The sequence below is a fragment of the Bacillus sp. REN16 genome, assembly GCF_020731355.1.
Classification (GTDB): Bacteria; Bacillota; Bacilli; order Bacillales; family Bacillaceae_L; genus Ferdinandcohnia.
Genome location: NZ_JAJFZK010000007.1, coordinates 224,511 through 245,257 on the forward strand (window position 1 = coordinate 224,511; position 20,747 = coordinate 245,257).

Sequence of the window (20,747 nt, forward strand, 5' to 3'; positions counted from 1 at the left end):
TTAATCTCACCTACCTATCCGACTTGTGACTCGAGGACCACTTTTTGATCCTGATATTGTATTTCATAAATACGTTGATATGGTCCCTCATTTTTCAATAGTTCTTCATGAGTCCCTCGTTCCACTATTGCTCCATTTTCCAATACTAATATTTCATCAGCATGTTTCAAGGAAGAGATACGATGAGCAATGATAAATGTTGTACGTCCTTTCATAACTTCCTTTAAGTCCTTCTGAATCTTAAATTCCGTTTCCATATCAACCGCACTTGTCGCATCATCCAAAATTAAAATACTGGGGTCAATGCAAATCGACCTTGCAATTGCGATTCGTTGTTTTTGACCTCCTGATAATCCCATACCACGTTCGCCAAGCATTGTATCATAGCCCTTTGGAAGCTCCATGATGAAATCATGTGCTTGGGCTCGTTTTGCTGCATCAATAATTTCTTCCATTGTTGCATTAGGTCTTCCATAAGCAATATTTGCACGAATCGTTGATGAAAACAAAAAGGACTCCTGCATAACAAAGCCAATATTACTTCTTAATGTTTGAATCGAGTAATCGGATACATCTCTGCCATCAATAAAAACTTGCCCTTTTACTGGCTCATAAAATCTAGTCATGAGCTGAGTAATACTAGTTTTTCCTGAGCCGGTAGCCCCAATTAAGCCAACCACCTTACCTGGTTCAGCTGTAAATGAAATCGATTCAAGGGCTGCCTCATCATCCTTGGTATAATTCAAGGTGACATCCTTAAATTCAACATGTCCTTGCAATTTTTCTTTCGTAATACAATCATTTCGGTCGATAATTTTTTCATCTGCCTCAAGGATTTCTAAAAGACGTTCTCCTGATGCTTTTGCTTGTGAAAACATGTTAATAATAAATCCAAGGTTCATGATTGGATTAAGAAGATACCATACTAAACTAAAAAAGGCGACAAGTTCACCGTGTGAAACTGCACCATCAATAACTAAGTATCCTCCGTATGATAAAAGCGCAACGACACAGACATTGCCGATAAACTCCATTAATGGGAAGAATTTTGCCCAAATCTCGGAAGTTGCCAAGGAAACATCACGATAGCCTTTGTTTGAGTGATTAAACTTATTGATTTGAAATTCTTCACGTGACAAGGATTTAACTGTATTGATTCCACTAATATTTTCTTGAACATTTGTATTCAAACGACCAAAGGTTTTTCGTACCTTTCGAAAGGCCGGATGGACACGTTTATCAAATCGATAGACGACAATTGCTAAAAATGGCAATGCCATAATCGTCACAAAAGTAAGAGAGACTGAGTATGAAAACATAACCATTAAACTGAATACAATTAGCAAAGTGAAGCGAAGCAATTCCGCAAAGCCAAAGGATAGAAAGAATCGAATCCCTTCGACATCTGCTGTTAGCCGTGACATAAGATCCCCTGTTTTTGCATTGTCATAGTAGCCAAAAGATAATCGTTGAAGCTTTTCATACAAAGCATTTCTTACTTTATATACAGCTGTTATCCCAAATAAATCGCCAAGATATTGGTTGAAGTATGTAGCTACCCCCTTAATAACCATGATGGCGATAAAACCTAAAGCAAGGTATGGTACAAGCTGATAATTACCCGCGCGAAAAACTTCATCAATTGTTAGCTGAAGTACAATTGGGTAAACAACTGTAATTCCTGTTACAAAAATCATTGCAAATAATGACCAGAAAAAATACTTACGATACGGCCAATAAAACTCCTTTAATTTCTTAAAGGTCTCCATTTAACTCCCCCCTTGGTGTTCCAAAAAAGTAATGAAAACTACGTAACATATAATATAACGGTTTTCGAAATAAATTACTAGTGTATTTTCTGAAAATGTTAAATATTTTTGATAGCCCGAAAAAAGACCAAGTTATAAACAACCTGGTCTTGTAAACATTTTTATTCTAGCTTAAGTTTTTTCATTTTTTCCGATGTTTATTATTATTTACGCTTGCCCTAAACGACTCTCTAGTTGCTGACAAACCTCGTCAGCAGATAGTCCATTCGCTTCAATCACAGGCCCTTTCATGACTGTATCAGCCATACCCATCACATTAGTATCTAAGCCCGTTACAACGCAAGCGTCACAGTTTTGAGCATCACTTTCCTGTTTTAGCTGAATAACTTCATAGCCCTTTTCTTGAAGAGCCTGCTGAACATTAGTTAAAGAGCCTTCAACTCCAATTTTCGCCATTAATCATCCACCTCCTCATATATGTAATTTGTCACAATCAGACTGTGATTATTCTTTACATATTTGCGGATAGAATTCATGGAATGCAAAAATTACCAAGTATCCAAGTTTTCCTTGATCAACTCAACAAATGCTTGTACTTGCTTAAGTTCAAATGCGTAATCATAGCCAACTAGCCAAGTATCACGTTTCATGGGTTCATTGTATTCATTCATTAAAGGAATCTTATAGATGTTCTTCGTCTCCTCATCATTTAATGTTACAGACGGTAAAATCGCATATCCAATTCCATTTAGGGTCATCTGTTTACATGTTTCAATTTGGTCCACCACGAATGTGCGCTTTGGTGTAGATTGGAAAGTGCGATGCCACCATTCTTGGATTTCTTGATAATAGGTTGAGTCACTTTTAAATTGAATAAACGGTCGATCAGTTTCCCACACCTGTTCAATTTTTTGAATTTCTTTATCAACCAAATACATTGTATCTGTTAATAAATGGTGCTTTGCACCCTTCCAATCGGGTTTACCGCGAATAATTCCAATATGTACAGTATCATCATAAAGATTTTTTAAAATTTCACTGCTCCAGCCAGTAATTAATGAAATTTTTGCATGCGGGTACTGATTCACAAATTTCTTTAAAACCTTCGGGAGCCAATTTTGACCGATAATGGAGGCACACGCTATTTTTAAAGTCCCATGGACCTCCTGATTAAGCCCTTGAAGCTGCTCCCTGATTTTCTCTTCTTTCTCTACAACCTCTTTTGCAAAATCAATAATCTTTTCTCCTGCTGGCGTTGGAGTGAGCCCTTTTTGAGAACGTATAAAAATTTTTGTATTCCAGGCTTTTTCAATCGTCTGAAGACGTTGGGATAATGCTGGCTGTGTTACAAATAAGCGCTCTGAAGCTTTTCGCATATTTAATTCAGATGCAAGGACAACTAATAATTGAAATTCGGAAAATTGCACACTTTTTCCTCCCTGAATAAGGCATAAGTTTTACTTATAGTATAATTTATATGATGCTCTTTTTCATTATAAATAGAAAAACCTCCATTTTGATATGGAGGAATTAATACCTTATTTAATTTTAAGTTGTTTATTAAATTGTTTTAAGATTGCACGACGGGTAAAAATCCCTTCAAATACTAATTCATCATTTTCCACACAAACAAATGGGTTATCAATGACTAGATGAAGGCCTTTTAAAAGATTGTCATTAAAGTTCAACCGTGGAATCTCCCTGTTCATTACTTCTTCAACCTTCATTTTCTCTAGACGTTCAAATTCAATTCTTTCTAAACCGAGGATAGAGTCTAGGATATGGGTTGAGCTGATTAATCCATGCAGCTTATACTTTGGATCCAATACCGGAACAGCGGTGTAACCGGTCTTTGTAAGGACCAAAAGTGCGTGCTCCAAGCTATTTCCAATTTGAACATGGGCTACCTTATCTGCTGGAATAAGCAAGTCTTTAATTGTTGTTTCAAATATGTTTTCACTTTGAAGACCAAACATGTAAGCCTCACAACCTCACATCATAATTATTGATCATATAGTATCAGTTTGCTATTTTTAAAGCTCCTCTTTTATCTTACCATAATTTCATGTAGAGAACTTGTATTATTTAACAGAGTTTGCTTGAAGGACATTTTCGGATAGAAAAAGGTCCGGCAATGCGCCAGACCTTCACCTAAATGTTTAGTTAATTAAATCAAAAATTTCAATTGCAATCATATCAATATTATCGAATTGATATGTTTTAGGTTTTTCCCCTTGCAGGTATACTTCAAGTTCAAAAGTACTTGTTTTGTTAAAATATTTTACACTGCACTTTCTTTCACCGTTTACTTCAAAAAAACGTTGTGGGGGCTCCCCGCCATTTGCATTTTCCTGAAGGCTTATAAGGCGAGATATGATTCCTTGTAACTGTGACATATGTGCCTCTCCTTTCATAGCATAAAGCCTATTTCTTTTTAGGATTGAGCAATATCCATTCTTCTATCCACATTTTTTCGAACGGAGCAATAATATCAGAATATTGTTTTCAATACCTTTACATAACTACTATGTAACAATACAATAAAATTAGCTTTGAAACAATAAAAAAGTGGGAGGAGAATATGGCAAATCTTACACGGTTAAATGAGCGAATATTTTTAATTGATGCACATGATTTGGGCAGGGTCGCAAGAACAGGTTCTTACATTATCAAAGAGGATAAAATAACCATTGTTGAAACAAGTGCCAGCCCGTCCATCCCTTATATTTTAGAGGGGCTAAAAGAACTTGAAATTGATCCTAGTAATGTCGAGTACATCATTGTTACTCATATTCATTTAGACCATGCAGGAGGTGTTGGACTTCTACTTAGGTATTGTCCAAATGCAAAAGTAGTTGTTCATCCAAAAGGTGCCAGGCACTTAGTTGAGCCAAGCCGTTTAATAGCTGGTGCAAGGGCTGTTTATGGTGAGGAATTTGATTCCTTATTCGACCCAATTGTACCAATCCCTGAGGAAAAACTACTTGTGAAAGAAGATTTGGCAGAGCTTGCAATTAGTCCAAATTGTACACTAGTATTTTATGATTCACCAGGGCACGCTAATCATCATTTTAGTATTTATGATCCTGTCAGTAACGGCATTTTTACTGGAGATACAATCGGAGTTTATTATCATGAACTTGTTAAAGATCAAATAGAACTCTTTTTGCCTTCGACTTCACCTAATCAATTCAGGCCAGATGCCATGCTCGAATCTGCTGATAGAATAAAAGCATTACAAGTTTCATCAATTTATTTTGGTCATTATGGGATGACGTCAAATGTGAATGAGGTATATAGACAGTTGTCATATTGGTTGCCTATTTTTGTGAATGCTGGGAATCTGTCGTTTGCAGAACATCCGTCAGCAAACCCAAGTGAGCACAAGGAATTTATCAAGGAACTAATACTAAAGGAAGTTTCTGCATACCTCGACGAGCGCGATGTACCTAGGAATCATGAGGTTTACGAAATAATTTGGCTTGACCTTGATGTTTGTTCGATGGGGATAGTTGATTGGATACTTAAAAGAAAATAGAAATCCTAATTGGATTTCTATTTTTTAATGGTATTAAAAGATTTCACTGAAGCAGCCCGCTTTTACCGGGGTGCGATTGTCCATCTCAAGTAAGGAATAAATTGTCGTTTTAAACGGATTCCATGTTAAGAATGCTGTCCCCGCTTTAGCCGTTTCGGGTTGATGGGCAGCCACATTCACAGAAGGTGCCTCACTCTCCATGGATAAGTCTGTGATCAGCCATTTTGAGTTTATTTTTTCAAGCGTGATAACCTCATAATGATCTTCATAGGAAACGGGACCTGATTCAGGAACTTTAAATAATTCATAGACATATATTTTATTTTCTTCCGGATCAAATAAAATTTTCGTTTCGTCTGTATAGGTATAAAACGGAACAAAATATAGGGCGAAATCAGATCCATATACAATATACCCTTCTTCTTCCTTCATCAAATTTTCCTCTAAAAAGCTTGCAGCATAGTCCTCATGAAAATACGGGGCGATGATTTGCTGAACTTCATCATAGGCACGAAATTCAAATGTTAATGATGATTGTGCCTGAAAGGCTTCTTGCAGAAGTGCATACACCTGTTGCTTCGTTAGTGGTTGAGTAGATGATGCTGTCGCTGTTGGAACAGAAACGATTCCGATTATACAAATGACAATAAGTAGTAGCACGATTCGCTTGCTCAAAATATCACCCTTCCCTTGCTAGCTTTGGATTGTACAAGTACCATCATTTTAGCAAGTTCTATGTTTCAAATGGACATGAATCGTTCGTTAAATATTTGCAGATTTTGACACGATAAATGATATACAAACAATTAATTTAAAAATTCCACAAAAAAAAGAAAGAATTTTGACATTAAACATTCAATAACTGTAATACATATTTAAAAATTAAACGAATATGAATATGCTACACTAGTCTTATGACTCGAATTAACTTTATCCGGTATAGCCGGATAAAGTTAAAGCCTTCGGCGGATGCCACAGATTTTCAAAGGAAATTTTCGAGCATGCTCGAAAAATCTGGGCACAAATACGCCAAGGCGCATTTGATAAGATAGGTTGGCGGTTAGGATGTCTAAAAAATTTACAAGACGACAATTTATAAAACGGGTTTTTGCCACTGCCTCAACAGCTATTATCGCTTCTTCTTTCGGGTATTGGTATGCTCGTTATGTTGAACCGAAACAGCTCGAAATTTCAAGGCACACGATTGAACATCCCGCCATTCCGAAAAAATTTCACAATCTAAGGATTGTCCAATTTAGTGATACACATGTTGGACATCACTTTACATTGGAGCAGTTGACGAAAATTGTTGATAAAATAAATGGACTTAAACCGGACCTTTTGTTTTTTACTGGTGATTTAATGGATGAGCCCAATAAATACGCTGCTGCCAACCGCCTTATTCCGATTCTTCAACGGTTAGAAGCGCCACTCGGAAAGTTTGCAATTTATGGGAACCATGACCACGGAGGATATGGATCGGAAATATATAAAACGCTAATGAATCAAACTGGTTTTACACTGCTAATGAATACATCTGAGGAAATTTATATAGAGGATTCTAAAATTACAATCGTAGGACTAGATGATGTTATGCTCGGTCGACCTAATTTTGAACAGGCCTTTAAAAATGTAGATTCCTCTAGTTTTACCATTCTGCTTGCACATGAGCCAGATATTGCAGATCGTGCAGAAGAAGTAGGAGCACATATGCAATTATCAGGACATAGTCACGGTGGCCAAATTCAGCTTCCATTTTTCGGACCCCTGATAACTCCTCCACTTGGTAGCATTTACTATGAGGGAGATCATTTAATTGGGCCAAATCAAATGTTCTTATATGTAAATCGTGGACTGGGAACTACTAGACTTCCATTACGTTTTTTGGCAAAACCTGAAATCTCTATTTTTACATTAGTCTCAAAATAAGAGGATGTCCAAATGACATCCTCTTTCCAACATCTATTTATTTTTTAGATAATGTTCAATCATTTCATTTTCCGGAATTGGTTTACTAAAGAAATAACCTTGCACTTTATGACAACCCATAATTTTGAAAAATTCTACCTGTTGTTCCTCTTCTACCCCCTCTGCAATAACGGAAAGTCCGAGGCTTTGTGCTAAATGGATGATGGTCGTTGTAATCGCAGCATCCTTCTCGTCACGAAGCACATCTTTAACAAAGGACTGGTCAATTTTCAATGTATCAATTGGAAGTTCTTTAATATAACTTAATGAGGAATAACCAGTTCCAAAATCATCAACGGAAATACGAACACCAATCTCTTTTAATTTAGCAAGTGTTTGCAACGTTCTCTTCGGGTCTTGCATAGCCCCTTCTGTAAGTTCAAATTCAAGGCTGCCTGGGTATATATGATTTTGTTCGATATTTTGTTGAATAATATTTACTAGATCAGACTGCTGGAATTGCTTCGGTGACAAATTGATTGCTATTGAAATAGGACCGTAGCCGTTCTCATTCCATTGCTTGAGTTTTCGGCATACCGTATGAATAACCCATTCCCCAATTGATAGAATTAGCCCGGTATCCTCAGCAATGGGAATAAATTCTGCAGGCGACACGAACCCTAGCACTGGATGCCTCCACCTTAAGAGGGCCTCAAAGCTTGTAACTTTTGCTGAACTAAGATCCAATTGTGGCTGGTAATAAATTTCGAGTTCATTATTCTCAATTGCTTTTCTAAGACCTGTCTCGAGCTGCATTAGATGTGATGTTTGTTTTTGTAAATCAGTACTATAAAATTGATGAAGCGATCTTCCTAATTCCTTTGCACGATACAAGGCTGTATCCGCGTTTTTTATCAAAGTATCGCCGTCTCTCCCATCCGTTGGATAGATGCTAACACCGATGCTAGCTGAAATAAAAAATTCCTTTTTTTCTAATAAGAAAGGCTTTTCAAAAGCTTGGTTCACGTTTTGCGCAAATGTTTTCGAAAGTTCCCTTGAAGTGTTTGGCAGGATAACTATGAATTCGTCTCCACCTTGGCGGAACACTTTATAGCTTTTTTGACTAATGGAAGCTAACCTTTTTCCAACTTCCTTTAGAAGCTGATCCCCAGCAACATGCCCCATCGAATCATTGAAAAACTTAAATCGGTCAAGATCAATAAACATTAATGCTAGATTTTGGCTATTAATTTCTGCCTCTTCTACTGCATTGTCTAAGTCTTGTTTTAACGAACTGCGATTTGGCAAACCTGTAAGTTGATCGTGATAAGCCATGAAAGTAATCAATTCTTTATCGGCAACTCTCGCGGAAATATCACGTGTAACACTTACAATAAAAGTAATATCACCCTTATCATCGAATATCGGAGTTAAAATCGATTCTCCGTGTACGATTCTCTCGTCAGATAAAGTGACTTCATCCTGGAAAGACACAGGTTCTTTTTTCTCCAAAACTAAGTTGTATTGTTCGTGGAGATGATTGGCTGTTTCGAGTGGTAATACATCATGGAGTGTTTTCCCAAGACTGGCACTGGTCAATTTCGCGTGACCTTTGGCTTCTTCATTTAAGAAAACATAGGAAAAGTTGCCGTTCTCTTCTACTTTCATAACGTATATTAAATCCTTGATATGCTTAAGGATAATTTCAAATATGATCGCCTCGATTTTATCATCAAAACGGAGGCTAAATTGATCATCCTTTAGGACGACATTGTTCATTCTGTTCATGATACCATTCCTTAATTCAAGTAATATCTAAATCTTTCTTCATATATCGACAAAAACCTTTATTTTTTCAAGAATTCATTCCAACTTTCTAGATAATTTTATCAATAAATCAAATCAGACTAGGTTGAATTTGTCAAAATTCACTACTACCAGTATAATAAAAGATAGAAAGGAGAGAAAGTATGAAAAAACAGGTAAATCAAACCCCGCTCGAACCAAATGTGGACAACCTAGCTCGTGCCATCTTTGTTGTAAACCGACATGCCAAAACGGCAACAAACCCTAAATTTTTATATTTACTTAAAAGAAAAGCATTAGAAAAGCTTTTAACAGAAGGAAAAGCCAAAAAAGAAGGACTTCATTTTTCCAGAAATCCAAAAAATAGTCAACAGCAATCCGATGTCTTAATTTCAGCCGGAGATTATTATTTTCATATGCCTCCCACAAAGGATGACTTCTCTCGCCTACCACACCTTGGAAATTTGAATCAGACATATCGCAATCCAAAAACCTATCTATCACTTTCTCTAGCTAAAAGCCTTCTACAGCAATACGTTGGAATTGAAGAAAAAGCGGAGAATTCTTATCGACCTAATAAACGAACCTACCAAAAACCCGTATTTAAAAAGCTGGGAGAAAGTTATCGTTAAGTAGAAAAGCGGAGGGCTTCTTGAGCTAGACTTTGAAAACATGGAAAAAACCAGGTGTATGTACCTGGTTTTTTTAATAGAGGTAATTTAAGGTGCGCTGATCGGCTAAATTTGTATCAATTGGGCAGTCTTTTGAATCTCTACCATACTGCCATACCCACACATTTGCTTTACATTTTGGTGAATGCGGTCTAAATACTGGTGCCTTTCGCTCCTTTGTTACACCTGTTTCTGGTTCCGAACTCCAAAGAATTGTTTGGACCGCGATCTGATTATTCTTTCTTACAGCCTCGCAATAAGCATTGGAAAAATCGCCTTCGGATGGATCATGGTAAATACCCGGCCGGAAGCCAGTTGGGTAAATGGACTCCACCCACCCGCGAATCCATGCTTCATCTACAGCAATAAAGCGCTCAATATTTGCAAACAGTGCTACATTATTGGAAATGCCTAGACGTCTTGCATTGAATATGGCATTTCGTGCAGCAAGCTGCCCTTTTTCAAAGCCTGTTGCATCGGAAAAAACATGATAAATAGGCAAAATCTTGATTCCTCGGTTTCGTAAAAATGAAATTTCCGCTCTTGTTAAACCATGTGAAACATTCGGCACTTCGCTTAAATATCTGCCCCAAAATTTCGGGTTACCATATTTACTTTTCACACATGTATATAATTCTTCATCGGCGGTTCCTGCCGAATCCACTCCCCACACATATCTAGGCATATTCACAACTCCTTAGTGCATGTCAGATTAAGATTTCCATTTATGGATTAATTGATTGTTTTCTCCTTTTGCAAATACATCAATTCGGTTGCGACTCCATGAGGCTGAGGATGGTTCAGAGGTTAAAGTTCCGCCAAGATCCTCCCATTCATTCCAACGGCTTCCATCCCAATTTTTCAAATAGAGATGATCATCCGTTCCTTTTACAAATACATCTAGATTATTAGATTCTCTTGAAGATACAGCTGGACTTGAAGTTAATTGGCCACCGAGGTCCTCCCAGTTGCTCCAATTCGCCCCATCCCAATACTTATGATAAAGAGCACGATTTTCACCACGTGCAAATACATCAATACGATTAGTCCCCCAAGAGACTGCACCAGGAGCCGAGGTAAGAATGCCTCCTAAATCCTCCCAATCGCTCCATCCATCTCCATCCCAATATTTATGATAAAGATGGCGATCTGTACCCCTTCCAAATACATCTAGACGATTCTCCGACCATGAGGCAACTGCAGGTGATGACGAGAGGACACCGCCTAAATCCTCCCATTCACTCCATGAGGAGCCGTTCCAATACTTATGAATCAGCTGATTATTGTCACCACGAGCAAAAACATCTACCCTTCCTGGCCCCCATGAGACAGCAGCTGGTGATGAAGTAAGGGATCCGCCAAGACTCTCCCAATCTGTCCATCTCGATCCATCCCACATCCGGTGATAGAGGACCCGATTTCTTCCGCGTACGTAGACATCCAATTGGTTTCTGCCAGGCACTGCTACAGACGGTCCTGATGTTAAATATCCTCCAAGGTCTTCCCATTCACTCCAATTCTTTTCAGGAGAGAAGCCAATATTTTCATAGGTAAGTCGAATAATCCCCTTAAATATCCTTTCAAGTACCCGGTCTGGAATTCGGTAAGGGGTTAGCACAGCAAAAATCCAATTGGCTTGATTTCGAAAAGCTTGGTAGGTCTGATTCACCTTTTGGTCAAGGGAACCCGAAAATTGATTTTGCGTCATGAGGGTAAACATGATAAGCTGCATCGCAATATACTGTGACACCCTCCTATTGACATTGTATTCTGCTAATTCATCAAAGTAGGGCTTTGCATTTTTTCGCACTTCTTTCCACACATTTTGAAATTCTTCCGTTTGTCTTGTTTGATTCTCCTGTACGTAGGGATTTATATAATAAGCTTGTTGGTAGCCGTTAACCGGATAAGATGGGTAATAATATTGCGGAACTGTCCGATAATAAGGATTCATTTGATATCCACCATATGGTTGATTCATAGCAGGTACCTCCCTTTTATTTATTCAAATGCGCTTTGGCGTATTTGCGCCCAGATTTTAGGCCCACAGGAAGTGGGTCATAAAGACGTTGCCACAGGATGTGGCGTTTTTAGTCTTTGATCTTACTAACTCGAAAAATTTCCTTTAAAAATCTGTGGCATCCGCCGGAGGCTTTTAACTTTATTCAGTAAGGCTGAATGAAGTTAAAAAGTCTTCATTTCATACTATGACGTTATTTAGGAAAGTAACCCATTTTTTCATATTCTCTTGCGACATATCTCCATATTTACCTATCCAACTGTGTTCTGACATGTCTAAATTTTCTAAAAAAGGACTTTACTTTTTGCCTTTTTCCCTTCATAATAGAAAGACAACTAGATAATGCCATTTATTTTCTTAGAATAGCATATTTCTAGTGGCGCTTATGAGGTAACGACGTTTTATTTACAAATAAGCGAAAAATTAAAAGGAGTGATTAAGTAATGGACCATTTTAACAAAGAGCAAAAAAATGAAGTAGTTGTTATTCCTCAAACGCCTGATGAAGAAATGTATGAGAAGGTAGCAGAAATGGTTCTCATCCAATCACAGGCCTCCTTTAAGAAAGAGCAATTACTTAAACAAATTGACCAATCACTAATTGAACGAGATGAAACATTATTTATGGAACTTACAAAACAATATAATATGTTACTGTCACAACATAATTTTTTACAATAATTAATCGGCTAGTGCAAGATGCACTAGCCATTTTCATTTATAAAAAACGATGCAGCCTTTTGCGCTACACCGTTTCACTTGATGCGTGGAAGTTTAATTTCGAAGGTTGTGCCTTCATTTTCCTTGCTATCCACCTTAATTTCCCCATTATGGTTTTCGATAATATTATAGCTTACCATGAGCCCAAGGCCAGTTCCCTTTTCCTTAGTTGTATAAAAAGGCTCACCGATTCGTTCAAGGATGGATTTTGGGATTCCACACCCCTCATCAACAAATAAAATATAAATGGAGTCATTTGTAACCATTGTGCGAATCGTAATAGTACCGCCATTTTCCATCGCATCAATGGAATTTTTAATAAGATTGATGAAGACTTGCTTAATCTGATTTTCATCACATGTAATCACTGAATCTTCATTCATAAAATCAATATTGATTTGAATATTTTGAAGGATTGCCTGTGTTTCAAGTAATGTCACAACATCACGTAAAATGGTCCGGATATCCATATTTTTGAATTTAATTTCGGAAGGCTTTGCCAGCAACAAGAGCTCACTTAAAATTAATTCAATTCGATTTAATTCAGAAAAAATAATGTCAAAGTAATTTTGTTTCCCTTGGAAATCATCATTAAACAATTGTAAAAAGCCTTTGATAGCGGTTAATGGGTTTCTGATTTCATGGGCAATTCCTGCCGCAAGCTGTCCAGCGATCGATAGTTTTTCAGATTTAATCATTAATTCCTCTGCTTTTATTCGGTCAGAAATATCACGAATAATGACCTGAACTGCCGATTCCCCGAAATAAGTAGTCGGTATTCCGATTAATTCTGTATAAACCTGCTTTCCTTGGAATGTATACCACGATTGTTTGCTAAAATTAATTTCTTTCTTTTCCTCATTTACAATTTTGATGAATTCACTAACTTGATCATGATCTTCTGGGTGAAGAAAGCTATAAATATTTTTCCCTAACATTTCCGTATAGCTGTTAGCACCAAACATTTTAACGCCCGAATCATTAATGAATACCCAATTATTTCGATAAATCACAGCAATCGTATCAATTGAATTTTGGATAATACGCTGGTAGCGTTCACGACTTCTATGAATGATGTCATGGAAGGACTTGCGCGATGAAATATCATGCAAAACGATATACTCATATATCTCATCTTTTACATAGATTGGAACTTCCTTCACTTCAAGATAGATTTTTTCCTTGTTTTGTTTCACCCATTTTTGCTCGATAATGCCTAAGCGAAAACCGTTTTGGAGTTGCTCGATTCGTTTAGCCACCACCTCGTGGAATTCTTCGTCTATAAACAAATAAATGGAGTTTCCAATTACCTCATTTGGATGCAGAATTTCTAATAAGGAAGTTGCTTCCCTGTTCAAATAAACAATCTGACCCAATTTTGATATCACTATTGGAAATGGGGCTTCATCTATTAAAATCGGTGCATCTACCAATTTAGCAGGAGCAAGCGGATCATCTGAAATAAACGAAGATAATAAAGAATCGAGCCTGTTTTCCTCATGAACCCGGTTAGTTGTCGGCTCCACTAATACTTTCATTGTTAATAATATTTCCTCATACTCGGACTCGGAATAATAGATTGGTTCAATAGTTGTCTCGAACCAAATGATATCATCATTTGATTTCAACACTCTTAATGCACATTCTGATTGTTGTTGCTTATTGAAAAAATAGCTCTCTAGCATGAAACGGTCATCTTTATGGATGATATTTTTAATCGACATTCCAATCAGCATGTCATTCGTATACCCTAAGATTTCTTTGCAGTTGTTTGAAATATAAAGAATTTGACCATTTATAGTCACTGTTAACACAAGATTAACTGTTGGTGTTGCTGATACATGCACTGGAGCACTGTGATGATTTCCTGTTTTCATATATTGTACCCCCTCCCTTTAATCGTTTGTTTTGATAATTATGATCAATCTTGTATATGAATTTTCGATGTATTTATATATATAAATTGGTTCATGTAACCATTTTTTTACTATACTATTACATTAATTTAGGGGCTAATTCATATCCATAGGCAGAAAGACCTGTTTTATTTCTATTATAAAGAAAATTCGGCAAAATTCCCAATGTTTTTCAACAATTGTAAAAAATGAAAAAAGCCAGGTTCTTTGGGAACCTGGATCCTGTCTCTCGTTAATTAAAGCCCGCCTTCATATTTACCATCGTTTTTAGATGCTTTTTCTTTTTTGGCTTTTTTCTTATGTGCTTTGTTAGCAGCAGCACTGCCAAACTCTTTACCGAATTCTGTATCTGTTACAGCCGAATCAAAGCCTTTTTTATTTTTTTGTTCTGGATCATTCTTCTTATTACGTTTTGCCATAGCCTGAATGCACCCCCTTAGTGTTTATCATCATTATTTTCTTCACTAAGGAAATTTCTATTCAACAATTGGCTGGTGGAGTGACCCACAATCTGACCGCTTAATCCCAGAGCTTGTAGATGGCTTGGGTGCCACTGTTTTCTTCTCCTTTTTCGGCTAGGTCATCATACATTCTTTTCGCGAGTTCAAGGCCTGGTGTTTCCATTCCCATTGCTTTTGCTTCCTCTAGAGCAATTCCCATATCTTTAATGAAGTGTTTGATGTAAAAACCGGGTTTATCATTGCCTTCAATCATTCGTGGAGCAAGATTGCTTAATGACCAACTTCCAGCTGCCCCTGTGGAAATGCTTTTTAATACTGTTTCTGGATCAAGTCCCGATTTTTTCGCATAAATCATTGCTTCCGCTACACCAATCATATTTGATGCAATTGCAATTTGATTACACATTTTAGTATGCTGTCCAGAACCTGCCTGACCTTGGTAGACGATGTTTTGTCCCATTATCTCAAGCAGGGGCTTACATGCTTCAAATACCTCGTGATCGCCACCAACCATGATAGCGAGTCTTGCTTCTTTTGCACCGACATCTCCACCAGAAACGGGCGCATCTAAAGAATACATACCATGCTGTTTACACGCTTGATCAATTTTTATCGCTAAAGAAGGGGTTGAAGTTGTCATATCAATAAAATAAGTTCCTTCTTTAGCATGTGCCAAGAGTCCATTGTCACTTAGGTAGATATCCTCTACATCATGCGGATATCCAACCATTGTAATGATGACATTTGCCTCGTCTGCAACTTCCCTGGCAGACTGTTTCCAACTCGCGCCTTGTTTGACAAGCTCTGCTGCTTTTTCTTTCGTGCGCGTATAGACAAGAACCTTGTACCCTTTTGAAAGGATATGGCCAGCCATGCTTTTTCCCATGACACCTGTTCCGATGAAGCCCACTACTGTATTTTCACTTAAGACATTTGTATGTACCATTGCTTTTTCTCCCTCATTTTTTATTTTCATCATACCATATTTTGAAATATCGGAAGACCGAAAAAACTTTTTTATAAAATTCCAGGAAAATTGGGGATTTGTACCTTACGAAATCTGTACGTATTCCATAGGATATAACAAATAGATATGGAGGTGTTCTAAATGGGTGAAAGAAATCACGGAGGATATGGAGCAGGTTTTGCTTTGATTGTTGTATTGTTCATTCTATTGATCATTGTTGGAGCTGCATATGTAGGTTACTAATTCTTTAAGGATTTTAAAGATTAATTATAAAAAAGAAAGGGAGATGTAAAATGGGTTGCTGTGGATACGGTGGCGGATTTGGTTATGGAGGCTATGGCTACGGTGGTGGCTTTGGATACCGCGGAGGCTTTGCGTTGATTGTTGTATTATTCATTCTTCTAATCATCGTTGGCGCTGCTTGGTTTTAAAATAACAAAAAAAGAGTAGCCAGCTACCTAACGGTTGCTGGCTTTTTCATGTTATTCTCCATCAAACAGATCCCGAAATTTCTTCATTTCCTGATCTACTTTCGGCTTCATATTAAATGGGTTTTTCGGTTGAACCATGTTTTCAGGGTTTATATCGGATCTAATCCCAATTTTATCCCCCGCCATATCGGCATTGATAACTCCTTCATATCTACCATCAAAATGTGGGTCTCTTTCAGGATAGTCGCGATCATTATCTGGCATTATTAATACCTCCTCATCTATAAATTGGCGTGTTTCAAGAAAAATATGTACATTTTACACAACAAATAGGAATAATAAAACCAATATGTGTGAAAGAAGGAGTGTTTAAAATGGGAGCCATTGACCGCGAAGGTTATCGATTTGAAACCGAGTATAGTGTGATTAATCAAAACGGAGCCATCCATGTCTATCAAGATGGAGAATTTATTAAAGAATTACCCTTCACTTTTACGGGGGAACATCCTCAACCTGCATTAATCGAAAAAGTAGTTGAATCGTTTTTTGTAAATAATCAATAATGTGACTAGTTATGCTTCTCATCCTATGAAATCTAACGTAAAATGTGGTGTGAGGTGATTAGCTTGTTTCGTAAAGAATTATTTGTGTTCGATGCAAATAAACCCAAAAAGTGCGTGATTCGAAATTATCATGAATCTGATTTTGACGACTTAATCCAAGTTCAACGGGAAAGCTTTCCCCCACCATTTCCTTCTGAATTATGGTGGAATAAAGAACAATTGCATAATCATGTTAGCCTTTTTCCTGAAGGTGCCCTTTGTGTTGAAATTGACGGAAAAATATGCGGATCCATGACTGGATTAATTGTTCAGTTTAACCCGAGTCATCCGGAGCACACATGGGAGGAAATCACAGATAACGGATATATTCAAAATCATACAACAGATGGGAACACATTGTATATTGTGGATATTTGTATTAGCCCAGCCTTCCGAAAATATGGTCTAGGAAAATGGTTAATGCAATCGATGTATGAGGTTGTCGTTCATTTAAAACTGGAGCGATTATTGGGTGGCGGACGAATGTCCGGGTATTCAAAGCATGCAATAGACATGAGTGCTCAAACCTATATGGAGAAAGTTGTTGCGGGTGAACTGAAGGATCCGGTGATTACCTTTCTCCTCCGCTGTGGACGTACACCTGTCCAATTGATTGAAAATTATCTTGATGATGAGGAATCCTGTAATTATGGATTACTAATGGAATGGAAAAACCCTTTTGGTATAGATGCAAAAAAACGAGTCTAACATAGACTCGTTTTTTCTATTATTTCATAAAGTTTGCTTTTACAAACTCAACAACTTCTTCAGTTGTGCTCATAGAAAGAATTTTTTCTTTATTACTTGCGATCTCTGCTTTCGAAAGCTTTTTAATTTGAGTACGTGCAGGTAAGATGGATGTCGCACTCATACTGAATTCATCAAGCCCAAGTCCTAGAAGAATTGGAATCGCGATGGTGTCACCGGCCATTTCTCCACACATTCCTGCCCACTTACCTTCTTTATGTGCTGCTTCAATAACCATTGAAACAAGACGCAGGATGGAAGGTGAGTACGGCTGGTAAAGGTAAGAAACACGCTCATTCATACGGTCAGCAGCCATTGTATACTGAATTAAATCATTGGTTCCAATACTAAAGAAGTCAACTTCTTTCGCAAATTGATCAGCTAATACTGCAGTTGATGGAATCTCAACCATGATTCCAATTTCAATAGATTCAGAAACAGCAGTTCCATTTGCCACAAGCTTTTCTTTTTCTTCAAGTAATATTGCTTTTGCTTGCCTAAACTCATCAAGTGTTGCAATCATAGGGAACATAATTTTTAAGTTTCCAAATGTGCTTGCACGAAGTAAGGCACGTAACTGCGTACGGAAAATATCCTGCTCCTCCAGGCAAAGACGAATTGCTCTAAAGCCAAGGAATGGATTTAGTTCTTTCGGCAGATTTAAGTATGGAAGCTCTTTATCTCCACCTATGTCTAATGTACGAACGACAACTGGCTTACCTTCCATTTTTTCAAGAACAGTTTTATAGGCTTCGAATTGTTCATCTTCTGAAGGAAGCTGGTCACGCCCCATGTATAAGAACTCAGTACGGTATAGCCCGATCGCTTCCCCGCCATTCTCAAGGACACCCTTGACATCTTCAGGAGTCCCAATATTTGCAGCAAGCTCAACATGCTCCCCGTCACTTGTAACGGTTTTTTCATTTTTCAATTTAGCCCATTCAGCTCTTTGTGCTTCATATTGTTCTTTCTTTTGACGATACTGAGCTAAAACTTCTTCAGATGGATCAATAATGACAGCACCATCAAGTCCGTCAACAATCACCATCACCCCGTTTTGAATATTGGAGGTGACAGACTTTGTTCCAACGACAGCTGGGATTTCCATCGATCTTGCCATGATGGCAGAGTGAGAAGTACGACCACCAATATCAGTCGTAAAGCCTTTTACATAATTACGATTTAACTGAGCAGTATCTGAAGGAGTTAAGTCTTCCGCGATGATAATTACTTCTTCTGAGATCATACTTGGATTTGAAATTGTAACCCCTAATAAATGCGCAAGGACACGCTTTGTAACATCACGAATATCTGCAGCACGTTCTGCCATATATTCATTTTCCATTCCTTCAAACATTGAAATGAACATGTTTGCAACTTCTTGCAAGGCAAATTCAGCATTTACACCTTCAGAATTAATTTTATCTTTAATTGGGTTAAGCAGCTCTGGATCACTTAATACTAGAAGATGAGCAGAGAAAATTGCAGCTTTGTCTTCCCCAAGCTCTTCATTCGCTCTATTTTTAATTACTTCTAATTCATCTTTTGATTGATTAACAGCGTCCTCAAAACGTTTAGTTTCTGCATCTTTATCAGAGATTGACTGTTTTTCAACTGTTAAATCCGGATGCTCTAATCGAAAGCTTTTTGCAATTGCTATCCCTGCTGATGCAGCAATACCTTTAATCATATTAGCCATTATTCACCAAGTCCTTCATTCACCATAATTTCTGATAAATTTGCGATTGCCTCTGCTTCATCAGAACCTTGAGCTGTGATTTTGACTTCAGCACCTTGTCCAATTCCAAGAGACATAACACCCATTATAGATTTAAGGTTAACGGACTTCCCGTTATATTCTAATTGAATTTCTGAATTATATTTACTTGCAGCCTGTACTAATACTGTCGCCGGGCGTGCATGAATTCCTGAATCACTTGTAATTTTAAATGTTTTTTCTGCCATGTTTATATCTTCCTTTCGTTATTAAAGAATCAAATTGATTACTTGTAGTATTTGTTCGTTTTCGATAGATATGTAAAGAAGAGTTACATGTTCTAAATTGAAGTTTTATAAATAAAAAGGCACGAGAAAGAGAATAAAACACTATGGACGAAAGACGTTAACTTTACCTCATAGCTCTTATTATTTCTTTACTCATGCCTGATCGAATCAGTAACACGTAAATAAAACATGTATGTAAATGTATAGAATTCGGATTTTAAGCCCTTGACTTTACAATCTAACCACTAACAAAGGACAGTATAGCATAAAGATTAGACATATTTCAACAAATTGATACCAGTCCTTAAAGATTATCATGTATAATAAACAATTATTGTATTTTATATACAAACTAGAGTTGGAGGTATTTTCATTGATCAAGCTGATTGTAAGTGATTTAGATGGAACACTATTACAGGATAATAATACAGTTAAATCTAAGGATGCCGAAGCCTTAAAACTGGCTATTCAGGAAGGCCTTCAAATCAGCATTGCAACTGGGAGAATGGATACTGAAATTAAAGAAGTATTAAAATCGATTGGACAAAAATTTCATCGAATTAGCCAAAATGGTGCTTTTGCATCGACTATTGACGAAAAGTCAATTTTTTCCAATACCTTCACTACTGAAATAGCAGAGCAAATTTATAAAGAAGTACTACATCCAAAATTCGTCACGATTGTTTGCAGCTATGACACCAATTTCACACATGAAAACAATGAATATGTGGAGGACATTCAAAAAAGAATGTTCCATCCAATCATCATTGATCCAGAAATCAGTTCGAAATTTAGTGAAGTTAAACCATCAAAGATTACGTTGATTGGCTTTGAAAATGATATTTTTGAAATTCATGAAAAGCTTTCAAATGAATTTAAGGATGAGATGGATTTATTCATTTCTGAAACACATGTCCTAGACATTATGCCAAAGCAAATCAGTAAAGGGAATGCGATTAAAAAGCTACTGGCTGAGCTTTCTCTAAATCCAGAGGAAATTGCCTGTATCGGGGACTCCTTTAATGATATCCCTATGTTCCGTTTAACCCCTTATAGCTTTGTAATGTCTACGGCACATGACGATGTGAAAAAAGAGGCGAAATTCGAAGTAGAATCTGTTGCTGAAGCGGTTGAAATGATTTTAAAAGAGAATAGTAAGCAGCGTGTTTAATTGAAATAGCTAAAGAA

24 protein-coding genes are annotated in these 20,747 nt (G+C 37.2%); 9 read left to right on the forward strand and 15 right to left on the reverse strand.

Going from position 1 to position 20,747, the window contains the following annotated elements; all coding sequences use genetic code 11:
* Positions 1–14: 14 nt before the first annotated feature.
* The 5 genes from LKW28_RS11865 to LKW28_RS11885 form a co-directional block, all read right to left on the reverse strand.
* The gene (locus LKW28_RS11865) at positions 15–1,769 is read right to left on the reverse strand and encodes an ABC transporter ATP-binding protein (protein WP_229140575.1); all 1,755 of its coding nucleotides are present in this window, start codon (positions 1,767–1,769) and stop codon (positions 15–17) included.
* A 207-nt stretch (positions 1,770–1,976) separates the two neighbouring features.
* Complete coding sequence (locus tag LKW28_RS11870; protein WP_229140576.1) at positions 1,977–2,225, reverse strand: YkuS family protein; 249 nt, start codon at positions 2,223–2,225, stop codon at positions 1,977–1,979.
* A 92-nt stretch (positions 2,226–2,317) separates the two neighbouring features.
* Entirely contained in the window at positions 2,318–3,196 is an 879-nt protein-coding gene (locus LKW28_RS11875) for a LysR family transcriptional regulator (RefSeq protein ID WP_324255031.1), read from the reverse strand.
* A 111-nt stretch (positions 3,197–3,307) separates the two neighbouring features.
* Positions 3,308–3,745: a cyclic-di-AMP-binding protein CbpB gene (gene cbpB, locus LKW28_RS11880; protein ID WP_229140577.1), complete on the reverse strand. Its 438-nt coding sequence runs from the start codon at positions 3,743–3,745 to the stop codon at positions 3,308–3,310.
* 183 nt (positions 3,746–3,928) lie between these two features.
* Positions 3,929–4,165, reverse strand: coding sequence for a YkuJ family protein (locus tag LKW28_RS11885; RefSeq protein WP_229140578.1), 237 nt, complete (start codon positions 4,163–4,165; stop codon positions 3,929–3,931).
* Between the two features lie 185 nt (positions 4,166–4,350).
* Between LKW28_RS11885 and LKW28_RS11890 the strand changes: the two genes are divergently transcribed.
* Positions 4,351–5,307 carry an MBL fold metallo-hydrolase gene (locus LKW28_RS11890; protein ID WP_229140579.1) on the forward strand — a complete coding sequence of 319 codons (957 nt, stop codon included), beginning with the start codon at positions 4,351–4,353 and terminating at the stop codon, positions 5,305–5,307.
* 33 nt (positions 5,308–5,340) lie between these two features.
* On the opposite strand, the gene LKW28_RS11895 is transcribed toward LKW28_RS11890, so the two are convergent.
* Positions 5,341–5,982, reverse strand: a complete 642-nt coding sequence (locus LKW28_RS11895) for a DUF3993 domain-containing protein (protein ID WP_229140580.1) — start codon at positions 5,980–5,982, stop codon at positions 5,341–5,343.
* 390 nt (positions 5,983–6,372) lie between these two features.
* Here LKW28_RS11895 and LKW28_RS11900 point away from each other — a divergent pair, with 390 nt between their 5' ends.
* Positions 6,373–7,236, forward strand: coding sequence for a metallophosphoesterase (locus LKW28_RS11900; protein ID WP_229140581.1), 864 nt, complete (start codon positions 6,373–6,375; stop codon positions 7,234–7,236).
* Between the two features lie 33 nt (positions 7,237–7,269).
* On the opposite strand, the gene LKW28_RS11905 is transcribed toward LKW28_RS11900, so the two are convergent.
* Positions 7,270–9,003, reverse strand: coding sequence for a GGDEF and EAL domain-containing protein (locus tag LKW28_RS11905; RefSeq protein WP_229140582.1), 1,734 nt, complete (start codon positions 9,001–9,003; stop codon positions 7,270–7,272).
* A gap of 182 nt (positions 9,004–9,185) precedes the next feature.
* Here LKW28_RS11905 and LKW28_RS11910 point away from each other — a divergent pair, with 182 nt between their 5' ends.
* Positions 9,186–9,653: a YkyB family protein gene (locus LKW28_RS11910; RefSeq protein ID WP_229140583.1), complete on the forward strand. Its 468-nt coding sequence runs from the start codon at positions 9,186–9,188 to the stop codon at positions 9,651–9,653.
* Between the two features lie 73 nt (positions 9,654–9,726).
* On the opposite strand, the gene LKW28_RS11915 is transcribed toward LKW28_RS11910, so the two are convergent.
* Positions 9,727–10,377 (reverse strand): glycoside hydrolase domain-containing protein, encoded by a 651-nt coding sequence (locus LKW28_RS11915; RefSeq protein ID WP_229140584.1) that lies wholly within the window; start codon positions 10,375–10,377, stop codon positions 9,727–9,729.
* A 27-nt stretch (positions 10,378–10,404) separates the two neighbouring features.
* Positions 10,405–11,673, reverse strand: coding sequence for a DUF346 domain-containing protein (locus LKW28_RS11920; RefSeq protein WP_229140585.1), 1,269 nt, complete (start codon positions 11,671–11,673; stop codon positions 10,405–10,407).
* 482 nt (positions 11,674–12,155) lie between these two features.
* Between LKW28_RS11920 and LKW28_RS11925 the strand changes: the two genes are divergently transcribed.
* On the forward strand, positions 12,156–12,392 hold the full coding sequence (locus LKW28_RS11925; protein ID WP_229140586.1) for an IDEAL domain-containing protein: 237 nt from the start codon (positions 12,156–12,158) through the stop codon (positions 12,390–12,392).
* Between the two features lie 74 nt (positions 12,393–12,466).
* Here the strand turns inward: LKW28_RS11925 and LKW28_RS11930 are convergent, their stop codons facing one another.
* From LKW28_RS11930 to LKW28_RS11940, 3 genes are all read right to left on the reverse strand, one after another.
* The gene (locus tag LKW28_RS11930; RefSeq protein WP_229140587.1) at positions 12,467–14,308 is read right to left on the reverse strand and encodes a PAS domain S-box protein; all 1,842 of its coding nucleotides are present in this window, start codon (positions 14,306–14,308) and stop codon (positions 12,467–12,469) included.
* Positions 14,309–14,583: 275 nt separating this feature from the next.
* Entirely contained in the window at positions 14,584–14,766 is a 183-nt protein-coding gene (locus LKW28_RS11935; protein ID WP_010282879.1) for a hypothetical protein, read from the reverse strand.
* Between the two features lie 100 nt (positions 14,767–14,866).
* Positions 14,867–15,754: an NAD(P)-dependent oxidoreductase gene (locus LKW28_RS11940; RefSeq protein ID WP_229140588.1), complete on the reverse strand. Its 888-nt coding sequence runs from the start codon at positions 15,752–15,754 to the stop codon at positions 14,867–14,869.
* Positions 15,755–15,916: 162 nt separating this feature from the next.
* On the opposite strand from LKW28_RS11940, the gene LKW28_RS11945 reads away from it, so the two are divergent.
* Both LKW28_RS11945 and LKW28_RS11950 read left to right on the forward strand, forming a co-directional pair.
* Complete coding sequence (locus tag LKW28_RS11945; protein ID WP_229140589.1) at positions 15,917–16,018, forward strand: YjcZ family sporulation protein; 102 nt, start codon at positions 15,917–15,919, stop codon at positions 16,016–16,018.
* A gap of 50 nt (positions 16,019–16,068) precedes the next feature.
* A complete protein-coding gene (locus LKW28_RS11950; protein ID WP_229140590.1) occupies positions 16,069–16,206 on the forward strand; it encodes a YjcZ family sporulation protein in 138 nt (45 codons plus the stop codon).
* Between the two features lie 51 nt (positions 16,207–16,257).
* On the opposite strand, the gene LKW28_RS11955 is transcribed toward LKW28_RS11950, so the two are convergent.
* The gene (locus tag LKW28_RS11955) at positions 16,258–16,470 is read right to left on the reverse strand and encodes a hypothetical protein (protein ID WP_229140591.1); all 213 of its coding nucleotides are present in this window, start codon (positions 16,468–16,470) and stop codon (positions 16,258–16,260) included.
* A 110-nt stretch (positions 16,471–16,580) separates the two neighbouring features.
* Between LKW28_RS11955 and LKW28_RS11960 the strand changes: the two genes are divergently transcribed.
* Together LKW28_RS11960 and LKW28_RS11965 are read left to right on the forward strand one after the other, a co-directional pair.
* Positions 16,581–16,769, forward strand: a complete 189-nt coding sequence (locus tag LKW28_RS11960) for a DUF5370 family protein (protein WP_229140592.1) — start codon at positions 16,581–16,583, stop codon at positions 16,767–16,769.
* Positions 16,770–16,832: 63 nt separating this feature from the next.
* Positions 16,833–17,516 carry a GNAT family N-acetyltransferase gene (locus LKW28_RS11965; RefSeq protein WP_229140593.1) on the forward strand — a complete coding sequence of 228 codons (684 nt, stop codon included), beginning with the start codon at positions 16,833–16,835 and terminating at the stop codon, positions 17,514–17,516.
* A gap of 19 nt (positions 17,517–17,535) precedes the next feature.
* On the opposite strand, the gene ptsP is transcribed toward LKW28_RS11965, so the two are convergent.
* A complete protein-coding gene (gene ptsP / locus LKW28_RS11970) occupies positions 17,536–19,245 on the reverse strand; it encodes a phosphoenolpyruvate--protein phosphotransferase (protein WP_229140681.1) in 1,710 nt (569 codons plus the stop codon).
* A gap of 8 nt (positions 19,246–19,253) precedes the next feature.
* The gene (locus LKW28_RS11975) at positions 19,254–19,520 is read right to left on the reverse strand and encodes a phosphocarrier protein HPr (protein ID WP_229140594.1); all 267 of its coding nucleotides are present in this window, start codon (positions 19,518–19,520) and stop codon (positions 19,254–19,256) included.
* A 412-nt stretch (positions 19,521–19,932) separates the two neighbouring features.
* On the opposite strand from LKW28_RS11975, the gene LKW28_RS11980 reads away from it, so the two are divergent.
* On the forward strand, positions 19,933–20,730 hold the full coding sequence (locus tag LKW28_RS11980; protein WP_229140595.1) for an HAD family hydrolase: 798 nt from the start codon (positions 19,933–19,935) through the stop codon (positions 20,728–20,730).
* Positions 20,731–20,747: the final 17 nt, after the last annotated feature.